Origin of the sequence: Rhizobium sp. BK212 (genome assembly GCF_014197475.1) — a bacterium.
Taxonomy (GTDB): Bacteria; Pseudomonadota; Alphaproteobacteria; order Rhizobiales; family Rhizobiaceae; genus Rhizobium; species Rhizobium anhuiense.
The window spans coordinates 549,864-565,591 of the sequence record NZ_JACIFS010000004.1 but is presented as its reverse complement, the minus strand read 5'-3'; the positions used below and the strand labels follow the sequence as shown (position 1 = coordinate 565,591).

Below are 15,728 nucleotides of genomic sequence, written 5' to 3'. Positions count from 1 at the left end.
GACGAGCGCCATCGCAGTGCCCAGGATAAACTTTTTCATTTCACTTCCTCCACAAAGCGGTGCCCGGCTGCACCCTCCTCACGCCGGAGCTCCAGCGCCCTGGCCAAAAAGAGGCGTCAGGGTGCCAGCAAAAAAGGTCGAAAATCATCGTAAAGCTATCGCGGCGATCTCGACGCTGGCAATTTGCCTGTCGTTCCCCGCTGCACTGCCTCGCACGAAATGCATGCTTTTTCAGTGCCTTATTTGATGACTTAAGTCCGCGAACTTCATAGACGGCGTCAATGCCGAGCGACTTTCACCTGATCTCCTCCCAGTTTTCGCGCGATCACGAGGCGACGTCACGAAGTTCGGCAAGCTTCTATTGATTTCGTTTTGCGGTCCATTCATCGTTGCTTGCAAACCCTTTCATTCTTGAAAGAATCGCCGCGGCGATGAGAGAACTCCATCACCGGCGCAACAGCGGACGCGCTACGTCGGCGAAATCGGGTGGCGCCGATGGCGTTCAACCGCGCCGTGCTGACTGATCGAGGAGGGCATCACGGCAGACGCCCTTTTGCGCTCTCCGCAGGTGCAGCAGAGTCGATCGAGACAGGCGAACCTGTCTCAAGAAAGCGCAAGTCAACTGATGCGAGCTATTGGCTACTGACGACAGCCACCTGAGACGAGCCGGCAAAAGGTGGAGAATGACATGCAGAAGGCTGAGAAAGGTGGAAAAGACGGACGCACATATGGGCTAAGCCATTAAAATCTCGCCGCTATTCCGAGACCAAACATATGAGACTGGCTTTAAGAGACTGAATGGTGCCCAGGACCGGAATCGAACCAGTGACACGCGGATTTTCAATCCGCTGCTCTACCAACTGAGCTACCTGGGCTAACCTGCTTCCGATGGCCCCTTTCAGGAAAAGAACCGCGGGGCCTTGGTTCGCCCCGGAAGCGAGCGGGGTTATAGCATCTTGTTCGGCCATGGCAAGCGTCAAATGACTCTTTTTTGACGGTCTTGCCGGCTTTGCGGATTCATGAGGAAATATAAGAGCTTCGCGGGTGCAGTGCTCTAAAGCGCGTCGCAATCTTTCAGATCCGCTCCTCGCGTTTTAGACCTTTATTTCTATGCATGTCGTTCTCCCAAAACCGCTGCGCATTTTTGGGCGACATGCATTAGTTTTCCTCATCGGGATAATCGGCCTTGGCCTCATCGTCGGCAACCGGGATGGCATAGGCGCCGGTCAGCCAGCGGGAGAGATCGGCCTCGCGGCAGCGGTTGGAGCAGAAGGGGTAGTGTTCGCGGTGGGAAGGTTTGCCGCATTCGGGGCAAGGGCGCGCCTTGCGCAGCGGTTCGACCTTGGCGGCCGCTTTCTTGTCTTCAGGCATATCGGTCTGTCCTATAGGATCGGCCGTCGGGCTCAGCCCTCGGGCCACCGGCTATGCACATCGAAGCCTTCGCCGGTCAAAAGCAGAATGGTTTCATAAAGCGGCAGGCCGACGACATTGGTGTAGGAGCCCACCATCTTCTGTACGAAGGTACCGGCGAGGCCCTGGATGCCGTAGGCGCCTGCCTTGCCGCGCCACTGGCCGGAGGCCAGGTAGTTCTCGATCTCGAAGCCGGAGAGCCGCTTGAAGCGGACCTTGGTCTCGACGATCTTCTGGCGGATCTTGCGATCCGGGGTCACCAGGCAAACGCCGGTGTAGACCATATGGTTGCGCCCCGACAGCAGATGCAGCGAACTCAACGCCTCGTCGGCGAACTCGGCCTTGCCGAGAATGCGCCGGCCGACGGCGACCACCGTATCGGCAGACAGGATATAGCTGCCCTTCCAGGTGATATCGCCCTTGATGGCGGCAAGGGCGGCTTCGGCTTTCTCAGCCGAAAGCCGGCGGGCCAGCGACCGCGGATGCTCCGACTTCTTCGGCGCCTCGTCGATATCCATCGGCATCAGGCGCGAAGGCTCAATGCCGGCCTGGTTGAGCAGGTCAACGCGACGGGGCGAACCCGAGGCCAGAATGAGCTTGTATTTCAGCGTCATGGAACCTCGACCATCGGCAGACGGGAGAAAAACCCTTGCAGGGCCTTGGGCAAGCTTACTTGAAACGGTAGGTGATGCGGCCCTTGGTCAGATCGTAGGGCGTCATTTCCACCAGCACCTTGTCGCCGGCGAGAACGCGGATGCGATTCTTGCGCATGCGCCCTGCGGTATGGGCGATGATCTCGTGTTCGTTTTCGAGCTTCACGCGGAACGTCGCATTCGGCAGAAGTTCGGTGACGATTCCCGGGAATTCGAGGACTTCTTCTTTAGGCATATAAGTGTTTTCTTCCTGTGGGTTGAATAGGCAGCGCAGGGCGCGCCTTGAAAATTTGGGCGGAAACTACACAATCAACGATGGTTTGTGAACCTTGTTGATCAGGCTTTCCTTTATTTGTTTTCATGCCGATTGCGCGGCGATGCCATTTCGCTTGAGTAGCCGGCTTTCTATGAGGCCGGCCAGGTGATCGCGAACCTCTCGGTAGCTTGTCAGAATCTGCTCGCGCGTTCCGCTTGCAACCGTGGGATCCATCGTCGGCCAGTAGACGACATCGATCGCATTCGACCGGGTCAACTCGAGCGCCGCGTGATGGGCCTGCGGCGACAGGGTGATGATCAGATCGAAATAATCGTCCTCGAGTTCTTCCAGCGTCTGCGGCTGGCGGCGGCCGAGGGAAAGCCCGATCTCCTCCAGCACCGCATCCACGAAGGGATCGCGCTCGCCGGCGCGAACGCCGGCCGATCGTATATAGGTATTGGCCGGCAGAATGCTACGGGCGATCGCTTCGGCCATGGGCGAGCGGATGGCATTCATCCCGCACATGAAGAGGATGGCGCCCGGCCGCTTTCCCTCGTCGATGTCGGCGGCACGATCCATTGCCGTCATCCGCGCCAGTAGAGCACGCAGACCAGCGTGAAAAGGCGCCGGGCGGTGTCGAAATCGATCTCTATCTTGCCGGCGAGCCTGTCCTTCAGCGTCTGCGAACCTTCATTGTGGATGCCGCGCCGGCCCATGTCGATCGCCTCGATGCGGCTCGGCGTCGCCGAACGGATCGCTTCGTAATAGCTCTCGCAGATCATGAAGTAATCCTTGACGATCCGCCGGAAAGGGGTGAGCGACAGGATATGGGTGGCGACGCCGCCGCCCTCTTCGGTGGTGATGGCGAAGACCAGCTTCGAATCGACCAGCGAGATGTTCAGCCGGTAAGGCCCGCCGGCGTGGCCGAGCGGCTCGAAGCTATTCTCCTCGATCAGATCGAAGATGGCGACAGCGCGTTCATGCTCGACGTCGGGCGTCGAACGGCCGATCGTATCGTCAAGGACGACGTCGCAAAGCCGGAATTCGCCCTTCGCCATGCCCTCACCTTTCGAGGTTGAGGCGGATCGCGACCGACCGCGCATGGGCATCGAGGCCTTCGGAAACCGCAAGCGCGATCGCCGCCGGGCCGAGGCTGCGCAGCTGCTGCGGGCCGAGGCGCAGGATCGAGGTGCGCTTGACGAAATCGAGCACCGAAAGACCGGAAGAGAAGCGCGCCGAACGCGCCGTCGGCAGCACATGGTTCGAACCGCCGACATAATCGCCGATCACTTCCGGCGTATGGGCGCCGATGAAGATCGCGCCGGCATTGCGGATGCCATCGAGCAGCCGGTCCGGATCGGCGACGGCGAGCTCCAGATGCTCGGCGGCGATACGGTTGGCCAGCGGAATGGAATCCTTCAGATCGGCGACCAGGATGACCGCGCCGAAATCGCGCCAGCTCGCCGCCGCCGTCTCGGCGCGGTTCAGCGTCTTCAGCTGGCGTTCGACCGCCTGTTCCACCGCCTTGCCGAACGCGGCATCGTCGGTGATCAGGATCGCCTGGGCGCTGACGTCGTGTTCGGCCTGCGCCAGGAGGTCAGCAGCGATCCAATCCGGATTGTTGTCCTTGTCGGCAATGACCAGCACCTCGGAGGGGCCGGCGATCATATCGATGCCGACGGTGCCGAAGACATGGCGCTTGGCGGCAGCGACATAGGCATTGCCGGGGCCGGTGATCTTGGCGACCGGGGCGATCGTCTCGGTGCCATAGGCAAGAGCCGCGATCGCCTGGGCGCCGCCGACACGATAAATCTCGGTGACGCCGACGAGCTTGGCGGCGGCAAGCACAGCCGGATTGACGGCGCCGCCGGTGGCGGGAACGGCGATGACGATGCGATCGACGCCGGCGACCTTGGCCGGCACGGCGTTCATCAGCACCGAGCTCGGATAACTCGCCGTGCCGCCCGGAACATAGAGCCCGACCGCTTCGATCGCCGTCCAGCGCGAGCCGAGGCCGACGCCCATGTCGTCCTCGTAGATATCGTCCTTCGGCAGCTGCCGGCGATGATGGGATTCGATGCGCAGTGCCGCAAGCTTCAGCGCGCCCAGCACTTCCGAAGGCACCGCCTCGACGGCGGCGTCGATCTCCTCTGGTGTGACGCGCATCGGCACGGTGGCGAAATCGATGCCGTCGAATTTCAGCGAATATTCGGCGAGCGCCACGTCGCCGCGGGCCCTGACATCATCGATGATGGCGCGAACGACGGTGTTCACATCCTCGGAGATTTCACGCTTGGTCGTCAGAAAGGCGGCAAAATGCTGCTCGAAACCTTCCGATGCCTGATCCAGCCAGATTGCCAAGGCCGATATTCCCTCTCAACTCGAAACTGCGATATTCAAACTTCAGGCGTCAAGCACTGAAGCTCTTTTTATGCATGCCGTTATCCCGGAACCACTGCACACTTCCGGGCGACATGCACTAGCGGTGACGCGGCTTGGAAGAGGCCTCCCAGGCGCCGCCGATATCGGCCATCTGGACCTCGATGCATTCGACATCGAGCGCGATCGAGGCCGTGCCGGACAGCGACAGCTCGACCGTACCATCCGGCCCCTCGCCCTTCGGTTCGAAGCGCAGCGCCAGCAGTGAGAGCACCTCGTCGCGTTTGCCACGATCGATGCCGAGCGACCGGACGGCCAGCACGCGCTTGAAGACCAGGGCGGCACGGCGGCGCTCGAAACCGCGGCGCTTGCGCTCGGCACCTTCCCAGACGAAACGATTGACGGCAAGCGCGAACTGCGCGTCGCGCGGCGACCAGTCGATGTCTCCGACCTTGAAGACACTGTCCTGCATATGCGCGGAAACGACCGCAAGGTCTTCGTCATCGAGCGCAACAAGCTTCAGGTCGGTCATTCAGCCTCATCCCCAGCTGGCACCGCCGGAATGGCGATGCGTCAAAAGGGAAATAAGATGCGGCGACGGATTACGCAACCGGGATAAGGGCGCGTTTACTCGCTGATGCGCTCGACGATGGCGCCGCAGCGGGTCAGCTTCTCCTCGAGCCGCTCGAAACCGCGGTCGAGGTGGTAGACGCGCGACACCGTGGTTTCGCCCTCGGCGGCAAGGCCGGCGATGACGAGCGAAACCGAGGCACGCAGGTCGGTCGCCATGACGGGCGCGCCGCGCAGGCGCTGGACACCTTCGATCTTCGCCGTCTGGCCGGAGAGCGAAATCCTGGCGCCGAGGCGGGCAAGCTCCTGCACATGCATGAAGCGGTTTTCGAAGATGGTCTCGGTGACATGCGAGACGCCGGAAGAACGCGTCATCAGCGCCATGAACTGCGCCTGCAGATCGGTGGGGAAGCCGGGGAAGGGATCGGTGACGATATCGACCGGCTTGATGCCGGCGCCGTTGCGCTTGATGCGCATGCCGTTGTTGGTCGACGAGATCTCCGCGCCGGCCCGGCGCAGCGTTTCCACCGCGGTCTCGAGCAGCGCCACATCGGTATTTTCGAGCACGACGTCGCCGCCGGTCATGGCGACGGCCATGGCATAGGTGCCGGTCTCGATGCGGTCCGGCAGGACGCGGTGACGGGCGCCGGAGAGCGAGGTGACGCCTTCGATGGTGATCGTCGCAGTCCCCGCGCCCGTGATCTTGGCGCCCATGGCGTTCAGGCAGTTGGCGAGATCGGCCACTTCGGGCTCGCGGGCGGCATTGCCGATAACCGTCGTGCCGCGGGCAAGCGTTGCCGCCATCATCATCACATGGGTGGCGCCGACGGAGACCTTCGGGAAGGTGTAGCGCGCGCCGATCAGGCCGCCGGCCGGCGCCTTGGCGTTGATATAACCGGCATCGATGTCCATCGTCGCGCCGAGCGCCGTCAGACCCTCGATGAAGAGATCGACGGGGCGGGTGCCGATGGCGCAGCCGCCCGGCAGCGACACGCGGCAATGGCCTTCGCGCGCGAGCAGCGGGCCGATGACCCAGAAGGAGGCGCGCATCTTCGAGACCAGCTCATAAGAGGCTGTCGTATCGACGATGGTGCGGCAGGTGAAATGGATCGTGCGGGCGTAGGAATCTTCCTGGCGCTCGCGGCGGCCGTTGACGGCGACATCGACACCATGATTGCCGAGGATGCGCATCAAGAGTTCGACATCGGCCAGATGCGGCACGTTTTCGAGCGTCAGCGTATCGCTGGTCAGAAGCGAGGCGATCATCAGCGGCAGTGCGGCATTCTTGGCGCCGGAAATCGGAATGATGCCATTCAGCTCATTACCGCCGACGATTCTGATACGATCCATGTGCGCTTACGGGCAGCGCCCGCCTTTCCTGAAAGTTCTGCCTTGGAATAAGGAGTGGAGTGTTTAGGGGATTTCTGACGACGCTTCAATTCGTCCGGGACGGAACATTACGATTCGTCCATTTTTGCGGCGGGCAGTCCATCTGTTTCGTCGGCCTGGCCCGAACGGCGGGCCCGCACCTGCTGTTTGCGTCGCCCCAGATTTTCCCTGAGCTTTTCAGCGGCGCGCTCGCGACGCAGTTTCGCCTGTGCCTCGATTGCCTCTTTGCGGCTCTGCTGGCCGGTTTCGGTCTTGTCGTTCATGCCAAAAGGATTAGCCGAATTCGCGCCAATCCAAAAGGCCCTTGCACGGCAATCCACGCGAAGTTGGAATTTGCTGCTTGCGCTTGCCGTCAAGCTGTGGCAATAGCCGCCCCGTTCCCGCGATTGAGCCCCGGCTCGCGCGGATCTGGTCCTGCTGCCGTAGCTCAGTGGTAGAGCACACCCTTGGTAAGGGTGAGGTCGGTGGTTCAATCCCACTCGGCAGCACCAGTTTTCTTTCAGTATTAGGAATCATTTTGCTCACTCGGTGAGGCCAGCCCCTCGTCCGGCTGCCGCCACCTTCTCCCCGTAAACGGGGCGAAGGGACCCGGCCGCACGCTCTCCGTTTCACCAACCTCTCGCAGGGCAGCCATCTGACGAGAGCCGGGAAGGCCATGCAGGCTGACATTTCGTCTCATCAGCAATAATCGATTCACCATTGTTGACCGCAAAAATCGCGCTAGAATGCCTATCATGGCGGAGTTTCCCCGGAGGAACTGGGAGATGCTGCACGTCGTTTCTGTCGACAATCGTGGAGGAGTATCGATGGCAACTGAAAGATGGAACAGCCCGGTCAAGGTCGGTTTCGAAGGTGCCGATGCGCGAACGGTCAATGGTCCGTTCGATGCGTTGAAGTGCCTGGCGGATCTCTGGCCGAGTATGCGCGGGCTTCGTTACATCAAGGCCCGCAGCACTTGCCGGGCAGCGCTCGACGGGCGCAAGAGCGTGGAAGAGGCAAGAGCCGAGTTTCTGGCGGCAGCCGAAGAGGCGAAGCTGAAGCTGCATTGAACCGGCGCAAAATCCTTTTTGAAAATCGATTTCGATTTTCGGGGTTATGCGCTGCACTTCGCTCAGGATTTCCGGCCGTTCCCGGCGTTTCGGTAAACGGAACGTGCCGGAACGGAACAATGTTTTAATTTTGCTTAACCCTGCATCGAACTCGCGCCGGGTTTTGGTGCAACAGGCGTTGCGCCTGGTACAGGTGTCTTCATAGAAGATACCCAGCCATCATGATGATGGTTAGAGGCTCGTACCCTCTGCGGAGACGCAGGCGAGCCTCGTCCGAGCAAGTCCTCATGTTTTCAGCAGTCCGCGCCGCCCTCGTCCTCGACCTCGACATAACCGACGCCGATGATCGTGCCATCCGCCGCGCGGATGAAGGAAGGGAGATAGTGTGGCTCTGCCGGCTGGCAGGCGACGGCGCCGGTATATTCGTTGAGGGCGATCTGGTCCTTCGGCAAAGCGGAATAATTTGTGCCGGTTTCCAGCGAGGCATGGGCGGAGCCGGCAAGGACACCGCCTGTTATCACGGTCATTGCGGAGATGCGAAGAAGCGACTGCATGAGGTTCTCCAGCGTTTAGGTCCGGCCTTTCAACCCGCGGGAGGGCATTTTGGTTCCCTTCATGCGTCGCAAGACATGAGGGCGCGCGGGCCGGCTAGCGTCGCAGCAGGCGACCGCGCACATGGCCTCGGCCGACGATGCTCTCGGCGATCTCGACGGCCCGCTCGACATCACCGCGCCGGCGCACGAAACCTTCCAGGACGACATAGGCGCCCGATATAGTGACGATGATGTCCGCCGCTTCGATATCGCCGGCCGCATGAAGGGCGCTTTCCACCGAAGCGCGCGTCGCCGCATCGCTGTGGCCCTGCCGGCCGGACTCCTCATGGCCGGTGAATGCTGGAAATCCGAGCACCGTGACCGTCTCCTGATGTTGGTAGATATCAGTTAACGCCGCGGCGAGGCATTTCGTTGCGGCCGGGTGGCCAGCCCTTGGCGAAAGACGTGGCGATTTCCATATCTGGCCGCAGTCGAAGGAGGGATGAAGACGATGAAAGCGCTTCTATCAGCCTTGTTGATCGCGCCTTGCTTGCCGGCTGCTCCTCGGCCGATAGCCCGGCGCTGGAGCCCATTCCCGGCAGCATTACCTATGGCGGCCAGCCACGAACGAAGCTCACGAAATCGCCGGTCGGCAGCGCCGTCCATCACCAATTCTACAACGAGACGGGCCAGCGGGTGGAGGAAACCTATATTCTCCAGCCGGACCGCAGCCTGAAACTGGTGCGGCGTGTCGTCGGCCCGGATTTCCCCGACTGAGGCTGCCGTCACGCCACAACGCTTGACAGCGGGGGCAATCGCGAACATTCAAGGAACATCTAATCTTTCCCCAGTGATTCTGCGGGAGCCCGACCGGACGGCTGGATGTACCTCGAAAAGCTCAATCCGCAGCAGCGCATGGCCGTCGAGCACGGCACGCTCACCGACGGCAGCCATATTGCCGGGCCGCTGCTGGTCATTGCCGGCGCCGGCTCCGGCAAGACGAATACGCTGGCGCATCGGGTCGCCCATCTGATCGTCAAGGGCGCCGATCCCCGCCGCATCCTGCTGATGACCTTCTCGCGCCGGGCAGCCGCCGAGATGGCGCGGCGCGTCGAGCGCATCTGCCGCGATGTGCTTGGTGCCAATGCCGGCGTCATGGCCGACGCGCTTTCCTGGTCGGGTACCTTCCACGGCATCGGCGCGCGGCTGTTGCGCGATTACGCCCAGCAGATCGGCCTCGATCCGGATTTCACCATCCACGACCGCGAAGACAGTGCCGACCTGATGAACCTGATCCGGCACGACCTCGGCTTCTCCAAGACGGAAAGCCGCTTTCCCACGAAGGGCACCTGTCTTGCCATCTATTCCCGGGCGGTGAATTCGGAAACCGCGCTCGATCTCGTGCTGCGCGACGCCTTTCCCTGGTGCGCGGCGTGGGAGAAACAGCTGCGCGAACTTTTCGCCTGTTATGTCGAGTCCAAGCAGAGCCAGAACGTGCTCGACTACGACGACCTGCTGCTCTACTGGGCGCAGATGGTCGGCGAGACTGTCATTGCCGAGGATATCGGCAGCCGCTTCGACCATGTGCTGGTCGATGAATATCAGGACACCAACCGGCTGCAGGCCTCGATCCTCATGGCGCTGAAACCCGGTGGCCAGGGGCTGACCGTCGTCGGCGACGATGCGCAGTCGATCTATTCCTTCCGTGCCGCGACGGTGCGCAATATCCTCGATTTTCCAGCCGCCTTCAGCCCGGCCGCCGATATCGTCACGCTCGACCGCAACTACCGCTCGACGCAGCCGATCCTTGCGGCCGCCAACGCTGTCATCGATCTTGCCTCGGAGCGCTTTACCAAGAATCTCTGGACCGAGCGGCAATCGTCCGAGCGGCCGCGCCTGGTGACGGTGCGCGACGAGGCCGAGCAGGCGCGTTATGTCGCCGACATGGTGCTCGACAACCGCGAAGAAGGTCTCAAGCTCAAGCAGCAGGCCGTGCTGTTCCGCGCCTCGCATCACAGCGGGCCGCTTGAGGTCGAGTTGACCCGGCGCAACATTCCCTTCGTCAAGTTCGGAGGGCTGAAATTTCTCGACAGCGCGCATGTCAAGGACATGCTAGCTGCGCTGCGCTTCGCCCAGAACCCGCGCGACCGGGTGGCGGGCTTCCGGCTGATGCAGATCCTGCCGGGCGTCGGGCCGTCGACGGCGCAGAAGGCGCTCGACCTGATGGCCGAGGATGCCAGCCCGTTATCCGCGCTTGCCGCCATGCCGGCGCCGCCGCGCTCCGGCGAGGACTGGACTGATTTCGTTTCGATGCTGCAGGAGCTGAAGACCGGCAAGGCCGGCTGGCCGGCGGAAATCGGCTTGGCGCGGCAATGGTACGTGCCGCATCTGGAACGGCTGCATGAGGACGCCGCGACGCGCCAGGCCGATCTGCTGCAGCTCGAGCAGATCGCCAGCGGTTATGCCTCGCGCGAGCGTTTTCTCACCGAACTCACCCTCGATCCGCCGGATGCGACCAGCGACCAGGCGGGCGTGCCGCTCCTCGATGACGACTACCTCATCCTGTCGACCATCCACTCCGCCAAGGGCCAGGAATGGACGCGGGTCTTCATGCTGAACGTCGTCGACGGCTGCATTCCGAGCGATCTCGCCGTCGGCGCCACCGCCGAAATCGAGGAGGAGCGCCGGCTGCTCTATGTGGCGATGACGCGGGCGAGAGACGGCCTCGATCTGGTCGTGCCGCAACGCTTCTTCACCTATGGGCAGAATTCGCAGGGCGACCGGCATGTCTATGCCTCACGCAGCCGCTTCATTCCCGCGACACTGCTGCAGTTCTTCGAGGCCTGCAGCTGGCCGCAGGTGAAATCGCAGACCGCCGCTCAAGCGCAGGCGCGGCAGGTGCGCATCGATGTCGGCGCCCGCATGCGCGGCATGTGGCGATAGGCCCAGGACAGATCAGAGCGAAAGCGGCGGCTCGGCCGATTTCAGGAAATGCTCGATTGTTGCGGCCTGCACGGCCTCGACTGACGCGGGCGACCATTTCGGATTGCGGTCCTTGTCGATGACGGCGGCGCGGATGCCTTCGAAGAAGTCCGGATTATCCAGCATCTGCAGGCAGGCGCCGAGTTCGCGGCCGAGGCATTCGGCGAGCGAGGCGCTGCCACGACCGGCCCTGAGCAGCCGCAAAGCGAGCTTCAGGCTGGTCGGTGACCGCGTCAGCAGCACCCGACGCGTCTCGGCGGCGAAGTCGCCTTCCTCTCCGGCAAGTGCGGCCAGGATCTCCTCGACGCTGTTGAAACGGAAGGCGCGATCGATCGTCGCCGCGTTCTGCCTGAGCCGGCTTTCTCCCGGAGACTCGGAAAGCGCCTGCAAGACGGCATCGACATCGCCGGACGAACTGCCGCGCGGCAGGGTCGACAGAGCATCGATCACCGCGCCGAGCCGCGACGAGGCGATCTGCAGGTCGGCGAGGCGGGCATGGATCGCATCGGCGGCACCGATATCGAGGCCGGTCAGACCGAGCCATGTTCCGGCTTCGCCGGGGCTACGCGGCAGCAGCCAGGTGGCGCCGACATCGGGGACATAGCCGATGCCGGTTTCGGGCATGGCAAGCCGCGTGCGCTCGGTAACGATGCGGTGGCGGCCGTGCGACGACAGGCCGACGCCGCCGCCCATGGTGATGCCGTCCATCAGCGCGACATAGGGTTTGGGGTAGGAGGCGATCAGATGGTTGAGGCGGAATTCCTCGCGCCAGAAGCTTGCCGCCAGGCCATCGCCGGCGCGGGCGCTCTCATGCAGGGCGCGGATATCGCCGCCGGCGCAGAAGCCGCGTTCGCCCTCGCCCATGGCCACGACGCTTGCCACCTCGGAATCCCCGGCAAAAGCGTGCAACGCCTCGGTGATCGCGCGGATCATCGGCAGCGTCAGGCTGTTCAGCGCCCGCGGCCGGTTGAGCCGGATCACGCCTGCGGTGCCCCGCCGTTCAATGATGACTTCGCCGTCCTGCATGGTTCACCTCCTCAGTTACGACCATGAATAGACGACGATCCAGCTTCGCTCCAGTCGCTTTGCGACCGGTCGCGGATTTGATTGTTCAGGCAGACAGCGAATTGCGGGCGGAGGCCGCGGCATCGCACCTTGCGGCGTAGTCGATGGCAAGTTCCAGCGGCAGCGGCCGCGAGAAATGATAGCCCTGCGCCAGGCGAACGCCCATCGCCTTCAATCCTTCGGCGATCTCTTCGCTTTCGACGCCTTCGGCGACGGAGGCAATGCCGAGGTTCTGGCAGAGATTGGCGACCGAGCGGGTGATGTTCATGCAACGAGCGTCGCGATCGAAATTCATCACGAAGGCCTTGTCGATCTTCAGCTTGTCGAAGCCGAGACGGTGGATATGGCTGAGGCTCGAATAGCCGGTGCCGAAATCGTCGAGCGCGATCGAGATGCCGGCGGCGCGCAGCATTGATATCACCTGATCGGCGGTGTCGAAATCGGAGAGCAGTGCGGTCTCGGTGATCTCGAATTCGATACGCTTCGGATCGATGCCGGAGCGGGTGATCATGGCAAGCAGCGCCATCGAGGTCTCGTGGTCGCAGATATCGCGCGCCGAGAGATTGAAGGACAACCTGAGATGCCTGGGAATGATCGCCAGCGCTTCGAGCGCCTTGGCGAAGAGGATGCGGGTCATGCGGCCGATGACCGCTGTGCGCTCGGCAGCGGGAATGAAGGCTTCCGGACTGATGCGGCCGAAGCGGGCACTGTCCCAGCGGGCGAGCGCCTCGTAGCCGACGACGCGGCCGCTCCTCAATTCGACGATCGGCTGATAGTCCAGTTTCAATTCCTTGGCGAAGTCGTTCGCCTGCAGTTCGAGTTCGATCAGGTGGCGCTGCGTCAGGATCTTCTCGTGGTCGGGCGAGAAGAATTCGACGCCGCTGCTGCGCTTGCTCTTGACCTGGTAAAGAGCGAAGTCCGCTTTCTCGTAGAGATCCTCGGCCGTGTACTCGCCGATATCGGGATAGACGATGCCGCAGGAACCGAAGACGCGAACCGAGCCGTCGGGGATTTCGTAAGGTTCGCGGACGGCGGCGCAGAGCGCCTGGCCGAGATCGGCGATCGCCTGGCGCGTCATCGAACAGGGGAAGATGATGCCGAACTCATCGCCGCCGAGACGGGAGACGATGCCCTCTTCGCCGACCAGCGCGACGAAGCGGCGGGCCGTCTCCTTGAGCACGAGATCGCCCGCAGCATGGCCGAAGACGTCATTGACGGGCTTGAAGCCGTCGAGATCGAGAATGCCGAGGACGGGCGGCGCGAACGGGTCCTTCTGCAGCCGTTTCTCCAGCGAGAGAAAGAAGCTGCGGCGGTTGGCAAGGCCGGTCAGCTGGTCATGCAGCGCGTTGCGGCTGTTGACGAGGTTAAGTTCCTCGGCCTCCGCCTGCTTCTGCTTCAGCTCCTCGGTCAATTGCACGAGGCCGACGAAATTCTGGAAATAGCTGTTGATCACCCTGAGGAAGGGCAGGATCAGGAACAGGCCGCTGACGGCGGTGGCGACGAAAACGGGATTACCCGAGAACATGAAGGTCGCAATCATGGCCGAGAAGGTGATCACAGTGGTCAGTGCCGCCGCCATCGGCAGGTGCATCAGGCAAAAGATGCAGGAGATGCCGGTGACGACGAGGAAATAGGCGATCTGGCCCTGCTGGGAGGCGTCGCCATATTGATAAAGCGCGATCGCCCAACCGCCGAAGGCGAAAGTCAGGACGCCGGCCCCGACCATTGTCACCTTCATCAGCTTATAGGCCCGTTCGGCGGTGACGTTTTCCTTGCCCCGGATCTCCCACCAGCAGAGACGGAAGACGCAGAGGACACTCAGGGCGACGGGAATATAGAGCGAAAGCCAGAGGGGTGCGGATTTGAGGTGGGTGATCGCCACCGCAAGGGCGTTGATGATCAGGAGCACATAGAGAATGGGGATCTGTGACGACAGGGCCCGGAACTGCGCCGTCAGAAGCGTCGGATTGTCCTTTTGCAGCTGCAATGCGGCCAGAAATTTCTTCATCTTCTCTTTTCCGTTGGCCCGAGCCAGCCAGAGAAAGCCTGATTTTTCCTTATTCACGTAACGGCATGCGACCCCGCAGGCGGGGGATATAAACAGGCTATTGCATCACTCCTTCAATCGAGATCGATTGAAGGAGTGATGCAGCAGTTCAAAGTGCTACAGCCTCCTGCGCGTCTGATAAAGACGCGCGGCGCTGTCATGCGCCGCTCAGAACGACGCGGCGGCGAGTGCCCGGTGGATACTCTGCAGATCGTCGACACCCTTGTTCGACAGGAACAGTTCCCAATCGAGCGAGCTCTGGACGATGGTTTCCAGCGAATCGTATCTGGGCTTCCAATCGAGCACCTGCCTTGCGAGCGACGCGTCTGCGACGACGCTGGCGGAATCCCCGGCGCGCCGCGGCGCCATGTGGATCTTGAAGGAATGCCCGTGCAGGCGGGTGACCATGTTCAGCACGTCGAGTACGGAATAGCCGCTGCCATAACCGCAATTGGCGACGAGCGAGCCCTTGTCCTTGCGTAGATGCTGCAGCGCTTTCAGATGGGCATCCGTCAGATCGCTGACATGGATGTAGTCGCGTACGCCGGTGCCGTCATGCGTGGGATAGTCGATGCCGTAGACATGGACGCTGTCGCGCTTGCCGAGCGCTGCCTCGCAGGCGACCTTGATGAGATGCGTGGCGCCTGAGGTCGACTGGCCGGTGCGGTGTTGCGGATCGGCGCCGGCGACGTTGAAATAGCGAAGCGCGACATAGTTGAAATCATAGGCGGCGGCGGCATCGCGCAGCATGAATTCGGTCATCAGCTTCGACTGGCCGTAAGGATTTTCCGGATTGAGGGAGGCAGTCTCCTTCACCGGCAGGTCCGACTTTTGCTGACCGTAGACGGCCGCCGTCGAGGAGAAGACAAAATTGCGGATACCGGCCTTGACCGAAGCGCTCAGCAGCGCCCGGGTCTTGCCGGAATTGTTGTCGTAATAGGAAAGCGGATCGGCGACGGAGACCGGGACGACGGCGGAGCCGGCGAAATGGATGATCGCCTCGATGTCGTTTTCGATGAAGATCTTCTTCAATATGTCGGGATCGGCAATGTCGCCGAGATAGAAACGCGCCGCCGGCGCCACAGCCCAGCGAAAGCCCGTCGAGAGGCGGTCGAGCACGACCACATCCTCACCCGCATCGAGCAGCGCCCAAACCATGTGACTGCCGATATATCCGGCCCCGCCCGTCACCAAAACCGCCATGTCCCGCATCCCTGCTTTCGTTTTTATAAGCAGGGGCATCAGGCGCCGGTTTTTCTTTCCAATTTTCTTATCGAATGGCCGTTCGAGGCCCTTTGAACCGGTATGTTTGGAGTCGTGGTTAGAGGCCGATTTCGGGCATTGCTAGAGTTTTATCGATCCAGCGATTCCGGCACAAAATCAACTTGGCCGGCC

The 15,728-nt window shown here is 62.0% G+C and carries 18 protein-coding genes and 2 tRNA genes; 5 read left to right on the top strand and 15 right to left on the bottom strand.

What is annotated here, in order from left to right:
* A partial coding sequence (locus FHT79_RS31945) for a hypothetical protein (protein ID WP_210304345.1) occupies window positions 1–247 on the top strand: 247 nt, incomplete at its 5' end.
* Window positions 248–799: 552 nt separating this feature from the next.
* Here FHT79_RS31945 and FHT79_RS17480 read toward each other — a convergent pair.
* From FHT79_RS17480 to FHT79_RS17435, 10 genes are all read right to left on the bottom strand, one after another.
* Window positions 800–875: transfer RNA gene (locus FHT79_RS17480), tRNA-Phe, on the bottom strand.
* A gap of 283 nt (window positions 876–1,158) precedes the next feature.
* On the bottom strand, window positions 1,159–1,371 hold the full coding sequence (yacG, locus tag FHT79_RS17475; protein WP_028757470.1) for a DNA gyrase inhibitor YacG: 213 nt from the start codon (window positions 1,369–1,371) through the stop codon (window positions 1,159–1,161).
* 32 nt (window positions 1,372–1,403) lie between these two features.
* Window positions 1,404–2,024 (bottom strand): Maf-like protein, encoded by a 621-nt coding sequence (locus FHT79_RS17470; RefSeq protein ID WP_028757471.1) that lies wholly within the window; start codon window positions 2,022–2,024, stop codon window positions 1,404–1,406.
* Between the two features lie 55 nt (window positions 2,025–2,079).
* Entirely contained in the window at window positions 2,080–2,298 is a 219-nt protein-coding gene (gene infA / locus FHT79_RS17465) for a translation initiation factor IF-1 (RefSeq protein ID WP_003545338.1), read from the bottom strand.
* Between the two features lie 123 nt (window positions 2,299–2,421).
* Complete coding sequence (locus FHT79_RS17460; protein WP_028757472.1) at window positions 2,422–2,907, bottom strand: low molecular weight phosphatase family protein; 486 nt, start codon at window positions 2,905–2,907, stop codon at window positions 2,422–2,424.
* Window positions 2,904–3,377: a UPF0262 family protein gene (locus FHT79_RS17455; RefSeq protein ID WP_097544977.1), complete on the bottom strand. Its 474-nt coding sequence runs from the start codon at window positions 3,375–3,377 to the stop codon at window positions 2,904–2,906. The genes FHT79_RS17460 and FHT79_RS17455 overlap by 4 nt, the downstream gene beginning before the upstream one ends.
* Before the next feature lie 4 nt (window positions 3,378–3,381).
* Complete coding sequence (gene hisD, locus FHT79_RS17450; RefSeq protein WP_097544976.1) at window positions 3,382–4,680, bottom strand: histidinol dehydrogenase; 1,299 nt, start codon at window positions 4,678–4,680, stop codon at window positions 3,382–3,384.
* 118 nt (window positions 4,681–4,798) lie between these two features.
* Entirely contained in the window at window positions 4,799–5,230 is a 432-nt protein-coding gene (locus tag FHT79_RS17445) for a DUF2948 family protein (protein ID WP_097544975.1), read from the bottom strand.
* 95 nt (window positions 5,231–5,325) lie between these two features.
* Window positions 5,326–6,618 carry a UDP-N-acetylglucosamine 1-carboxyvinyltransferase gene (gene murA, locus FHT79_RS17440; protein WP_028757476.1) on the bottom strand — a complete coding sequence of 431 codons (1,293 nt, stop codon included), beginning with the start codon at window positions 6,616–6,618 and terminating at the stop codon, window positions 5,326–5,328.
* Window positions 6,619–6,725: 107 nt separating this feature from the next.
* Window positions 6,726–6,920, bottom strand: a complete 195-nt coding sequence (locus FHT79_RS17435; RefSeq protein WP_183903787.1) for a hypothetical protein — start codon at window positions 6,918–6,920, stop codon at window positions 6,726–6,728.
* Between the two features lie 153 nt (window positions 6,921–7,073).
* Between FHT79_RS17435 and FHT79_RS17430 the strand changes: the two genes are divergently transcribed.
* Together FHT79_RS17430 and FHT79_RS17425 are read left to right on the top strand one after the other, a co-directional pair.
* Window positions 7,074–7,148 (top strand) — tRNA-Thr (locus FHT79_RS17430).
* Between the two features lie 315 nt (window positions 7,149–7,463).
* A complete protein-coding gene (locus FHT79_RS17425; RefSeq protein ID WP_003545294.1) occupies window positions 7,464–7,706 on the top strand; it encodes a DUF982 domain-containing protein in 243 nt (80 codons plus the stop codon).
* 293 nt (window positions 7,707–7,999) lie between these two features.
* On the opposite strand, the gene FHT79_RS17420 is transcribed toward FHT79_RS17425, so the two are convergent.
* Both FHT79_RS17420 and FHT79_RS17415 read right to left on the bottom strand, forming a co-directional pair.
* The gene (locus FHT79_RS17420; RefSeq protein ID WP_132573589.1) at window positions 8,000–8,260 is read right to left on the bottom strand and encodes a hypothetical protein; all 261 of its coding nucleotides are present in this window, start codon (window positions 8,258–8,260) and stop codon (window positions 8,000–8,002) included.
* Window positions 8,261–8,354: 94 nt separating this feature from the next.
* Window positions 8,355–8,615 (bottom strand): BON domain-containing protein, encoded by a 261-nt coding sequence (locus FHT79_RS17415; protein WP_183903786.1) that lies wholly within the window; start codon window positions 8,613–8,615, stop codon window positions 8,355–8,357.
* Window positions 8,616–8,764: 149 nt separating this feature from the next.
* Between FHT79_RS17415 and FHT79_RS17410 the strand changes: the two genes are divergently transcribed.
* Both FHT79_RS17410 and FHT79_RS17405 read left to right on the top strand, forming a co-directional pair.
* Window positions 8,765–9,016 carry a hypothetical protein gene (locus FHT79_RS17410; RefSeq protein WP_183903792.1) on the top strand — a complete coding sequence of 84 codons (252 nt, stop codon included), beginning with the start codon at window positions 8,765–8,767 and terminating at the stop codon, window positions 9,014–9,016.
* Between the two features lie 105 nt (window positions 9,017–9,121).
* Entirely contained in the window at window positions 9,122–11,182 is a 2,061-nt protein-coding gene (locus FHT79_RS17405) for an ATP-dependent helicase (RefSeq protein WP_183903785.1), read from the top strand.
* A gap of 12 nt (window positions 11,183–11,194) precedes the next feature.
* On the opposite strand, the gene FHT79_RS17400 is transcribed toward FHT79_RS17405, so the two are convergent.
* The 3 genes from FHT79_RS17400 to galE form a co-directional block, all read right to left on the bottom strand.
* On the bottom strand, window positions 11,195–12,247 hold the full coding sequence (locus FHT79_RS17400) for an enoyl-CoA hydratase/isomerase family protein (RefSeq protein ID WP_183903784.1): 1,053 nt from the start codon (window positions 12,245–12,247) through the stop codon (window positions 11,195–11,197).
* 85 nt (window positions 12,248–12,332) lie between these two features.
* Entirely contained in the window at window positions 12,333–14,294 is a 1,962-nt protein-coding gene (locus FHT79_RS17395) for an EAL domain-containing protein (protein WP_183903783.1), read from the bottom strand.
* Window positions 14,295–14,501: 207 nt separating this feature from the next.
* The gene (gene galE / locus FHT79_RS17390; protein WP_183903782.1) at window positions 14,502–15,536 is read right to left on the bottom strand and encodes a UDP-glucose 4-epimerase GalE; all 1,035 of its coding nucleotides are present in this window, start codon (window positions 15,534–15,536) and stop codon (window positions 14,502–14,504) included.
* Between the last annotated feature and the right edge of the window lie 192 nt (window positions 15,537–15,728).

Excerpts from the sequence above, each read along its gene's own strand:
- yacG (WP_028757470.1), bottom strand. The coding sequence starts at position 1,371 with ATGCCTGAAGACAAGAAAGCGGCCGCCAAGGTCGAACCGCTGCGCAAG.
- murA (WP_028757476.1), bottom strand. The coding sequence starts at position 6,618 with ATGGATCGTATCAGAATCGTCGGCGGTAATGAGCTGAATGGCATCATT.
- FHT79_RS17400 (WP_183903784.1), bottom strand. The coding sequence starts at position 12,247 with ATGCAGGACGGCGAAGTCATCATTGAACGGCGGGGCACCGCAGGCGTG.
- FHT79_RS17405 (WP_183903785.1), top strand. The coding sequence starts at position 9,122 with ATGTACCTCGAAAAGCTCAATCCGCAGCAGCGCATGGCCGTCGAGCAC.
- FHT79_RS17445 (WP_097544975.1), bottom strand. The coding sequence starts at position 5,230 with ATGACCGACCTGAAGCTTGTTGCGCTCGATGACGAAGACCTTGCGGTC.
- FHT79_RS17425 (WP_003545294.1), top strand. The coding sequence starts at position 7,464 with ATGGCAACTGAAAGATGGAACAGCCCGGTCAAGGTCGGTTTCGAAGGT.
- FHT79_RS17470 (WP_028757471.1), bottom strand. The coding sequence starts at position 2,024 with ATGACGCTGAAATACAAGCTCATTCTGGCCTCGGGTTCGCCCCGTCGC.
- FHT79_RS17420 (WP_132573589.1), bottom strand. The coding sequence starts at position 8,260 with ATGCAGTCGCTTCTTCGCATCTCCGCAATGACCGTGATAACAGGCGGT.
- FHT79_RS17455 (WP_097544977.1), bottom strand. The coding sequence starts at position 3,377 with ATGGCGAAGGGCGAATTCCGGCTTTGCGACGTCGTCCTTGACGATACG.
- FHT79_RS17395 (WP_183903783.1), bottom strand. The coding sequence starts at position 14,294 with ATGAAGAAATTTCTGGCCGCATTGCAGCTGCAAAAGGACAATCCGACG.
- FHT79_RS17460 (WP_028757472.1), bottom strand. The coding sequence starts at position 2,907 with ATGACGGCAATGGATCGTGCCGCCGACATCGACGAGGGAAAGCGGCCG.
- FHT79_RS17435 (WP_183903787.1), bottom strand. The coding sequence starts at position 6,920 with ATGAACGACAAGACCGAAACCGGCCAGCAGAGCCGCAAAGAGGCAATC.
- infA (WP_003545338.1), bottom strand. The coding sequence starts at position 2,298 with ATGCCTAAAGAAGAAGTCCTCGAATTCCCGGGAATCGTCACCGAACTT.
- galE (WP_183903782.1), bottom strand. The coding sequence starts at position 15,536 with ATGGCGGTTTTGGTGACGGGCGGGGCCGGATATATCGGCAGTCACATG.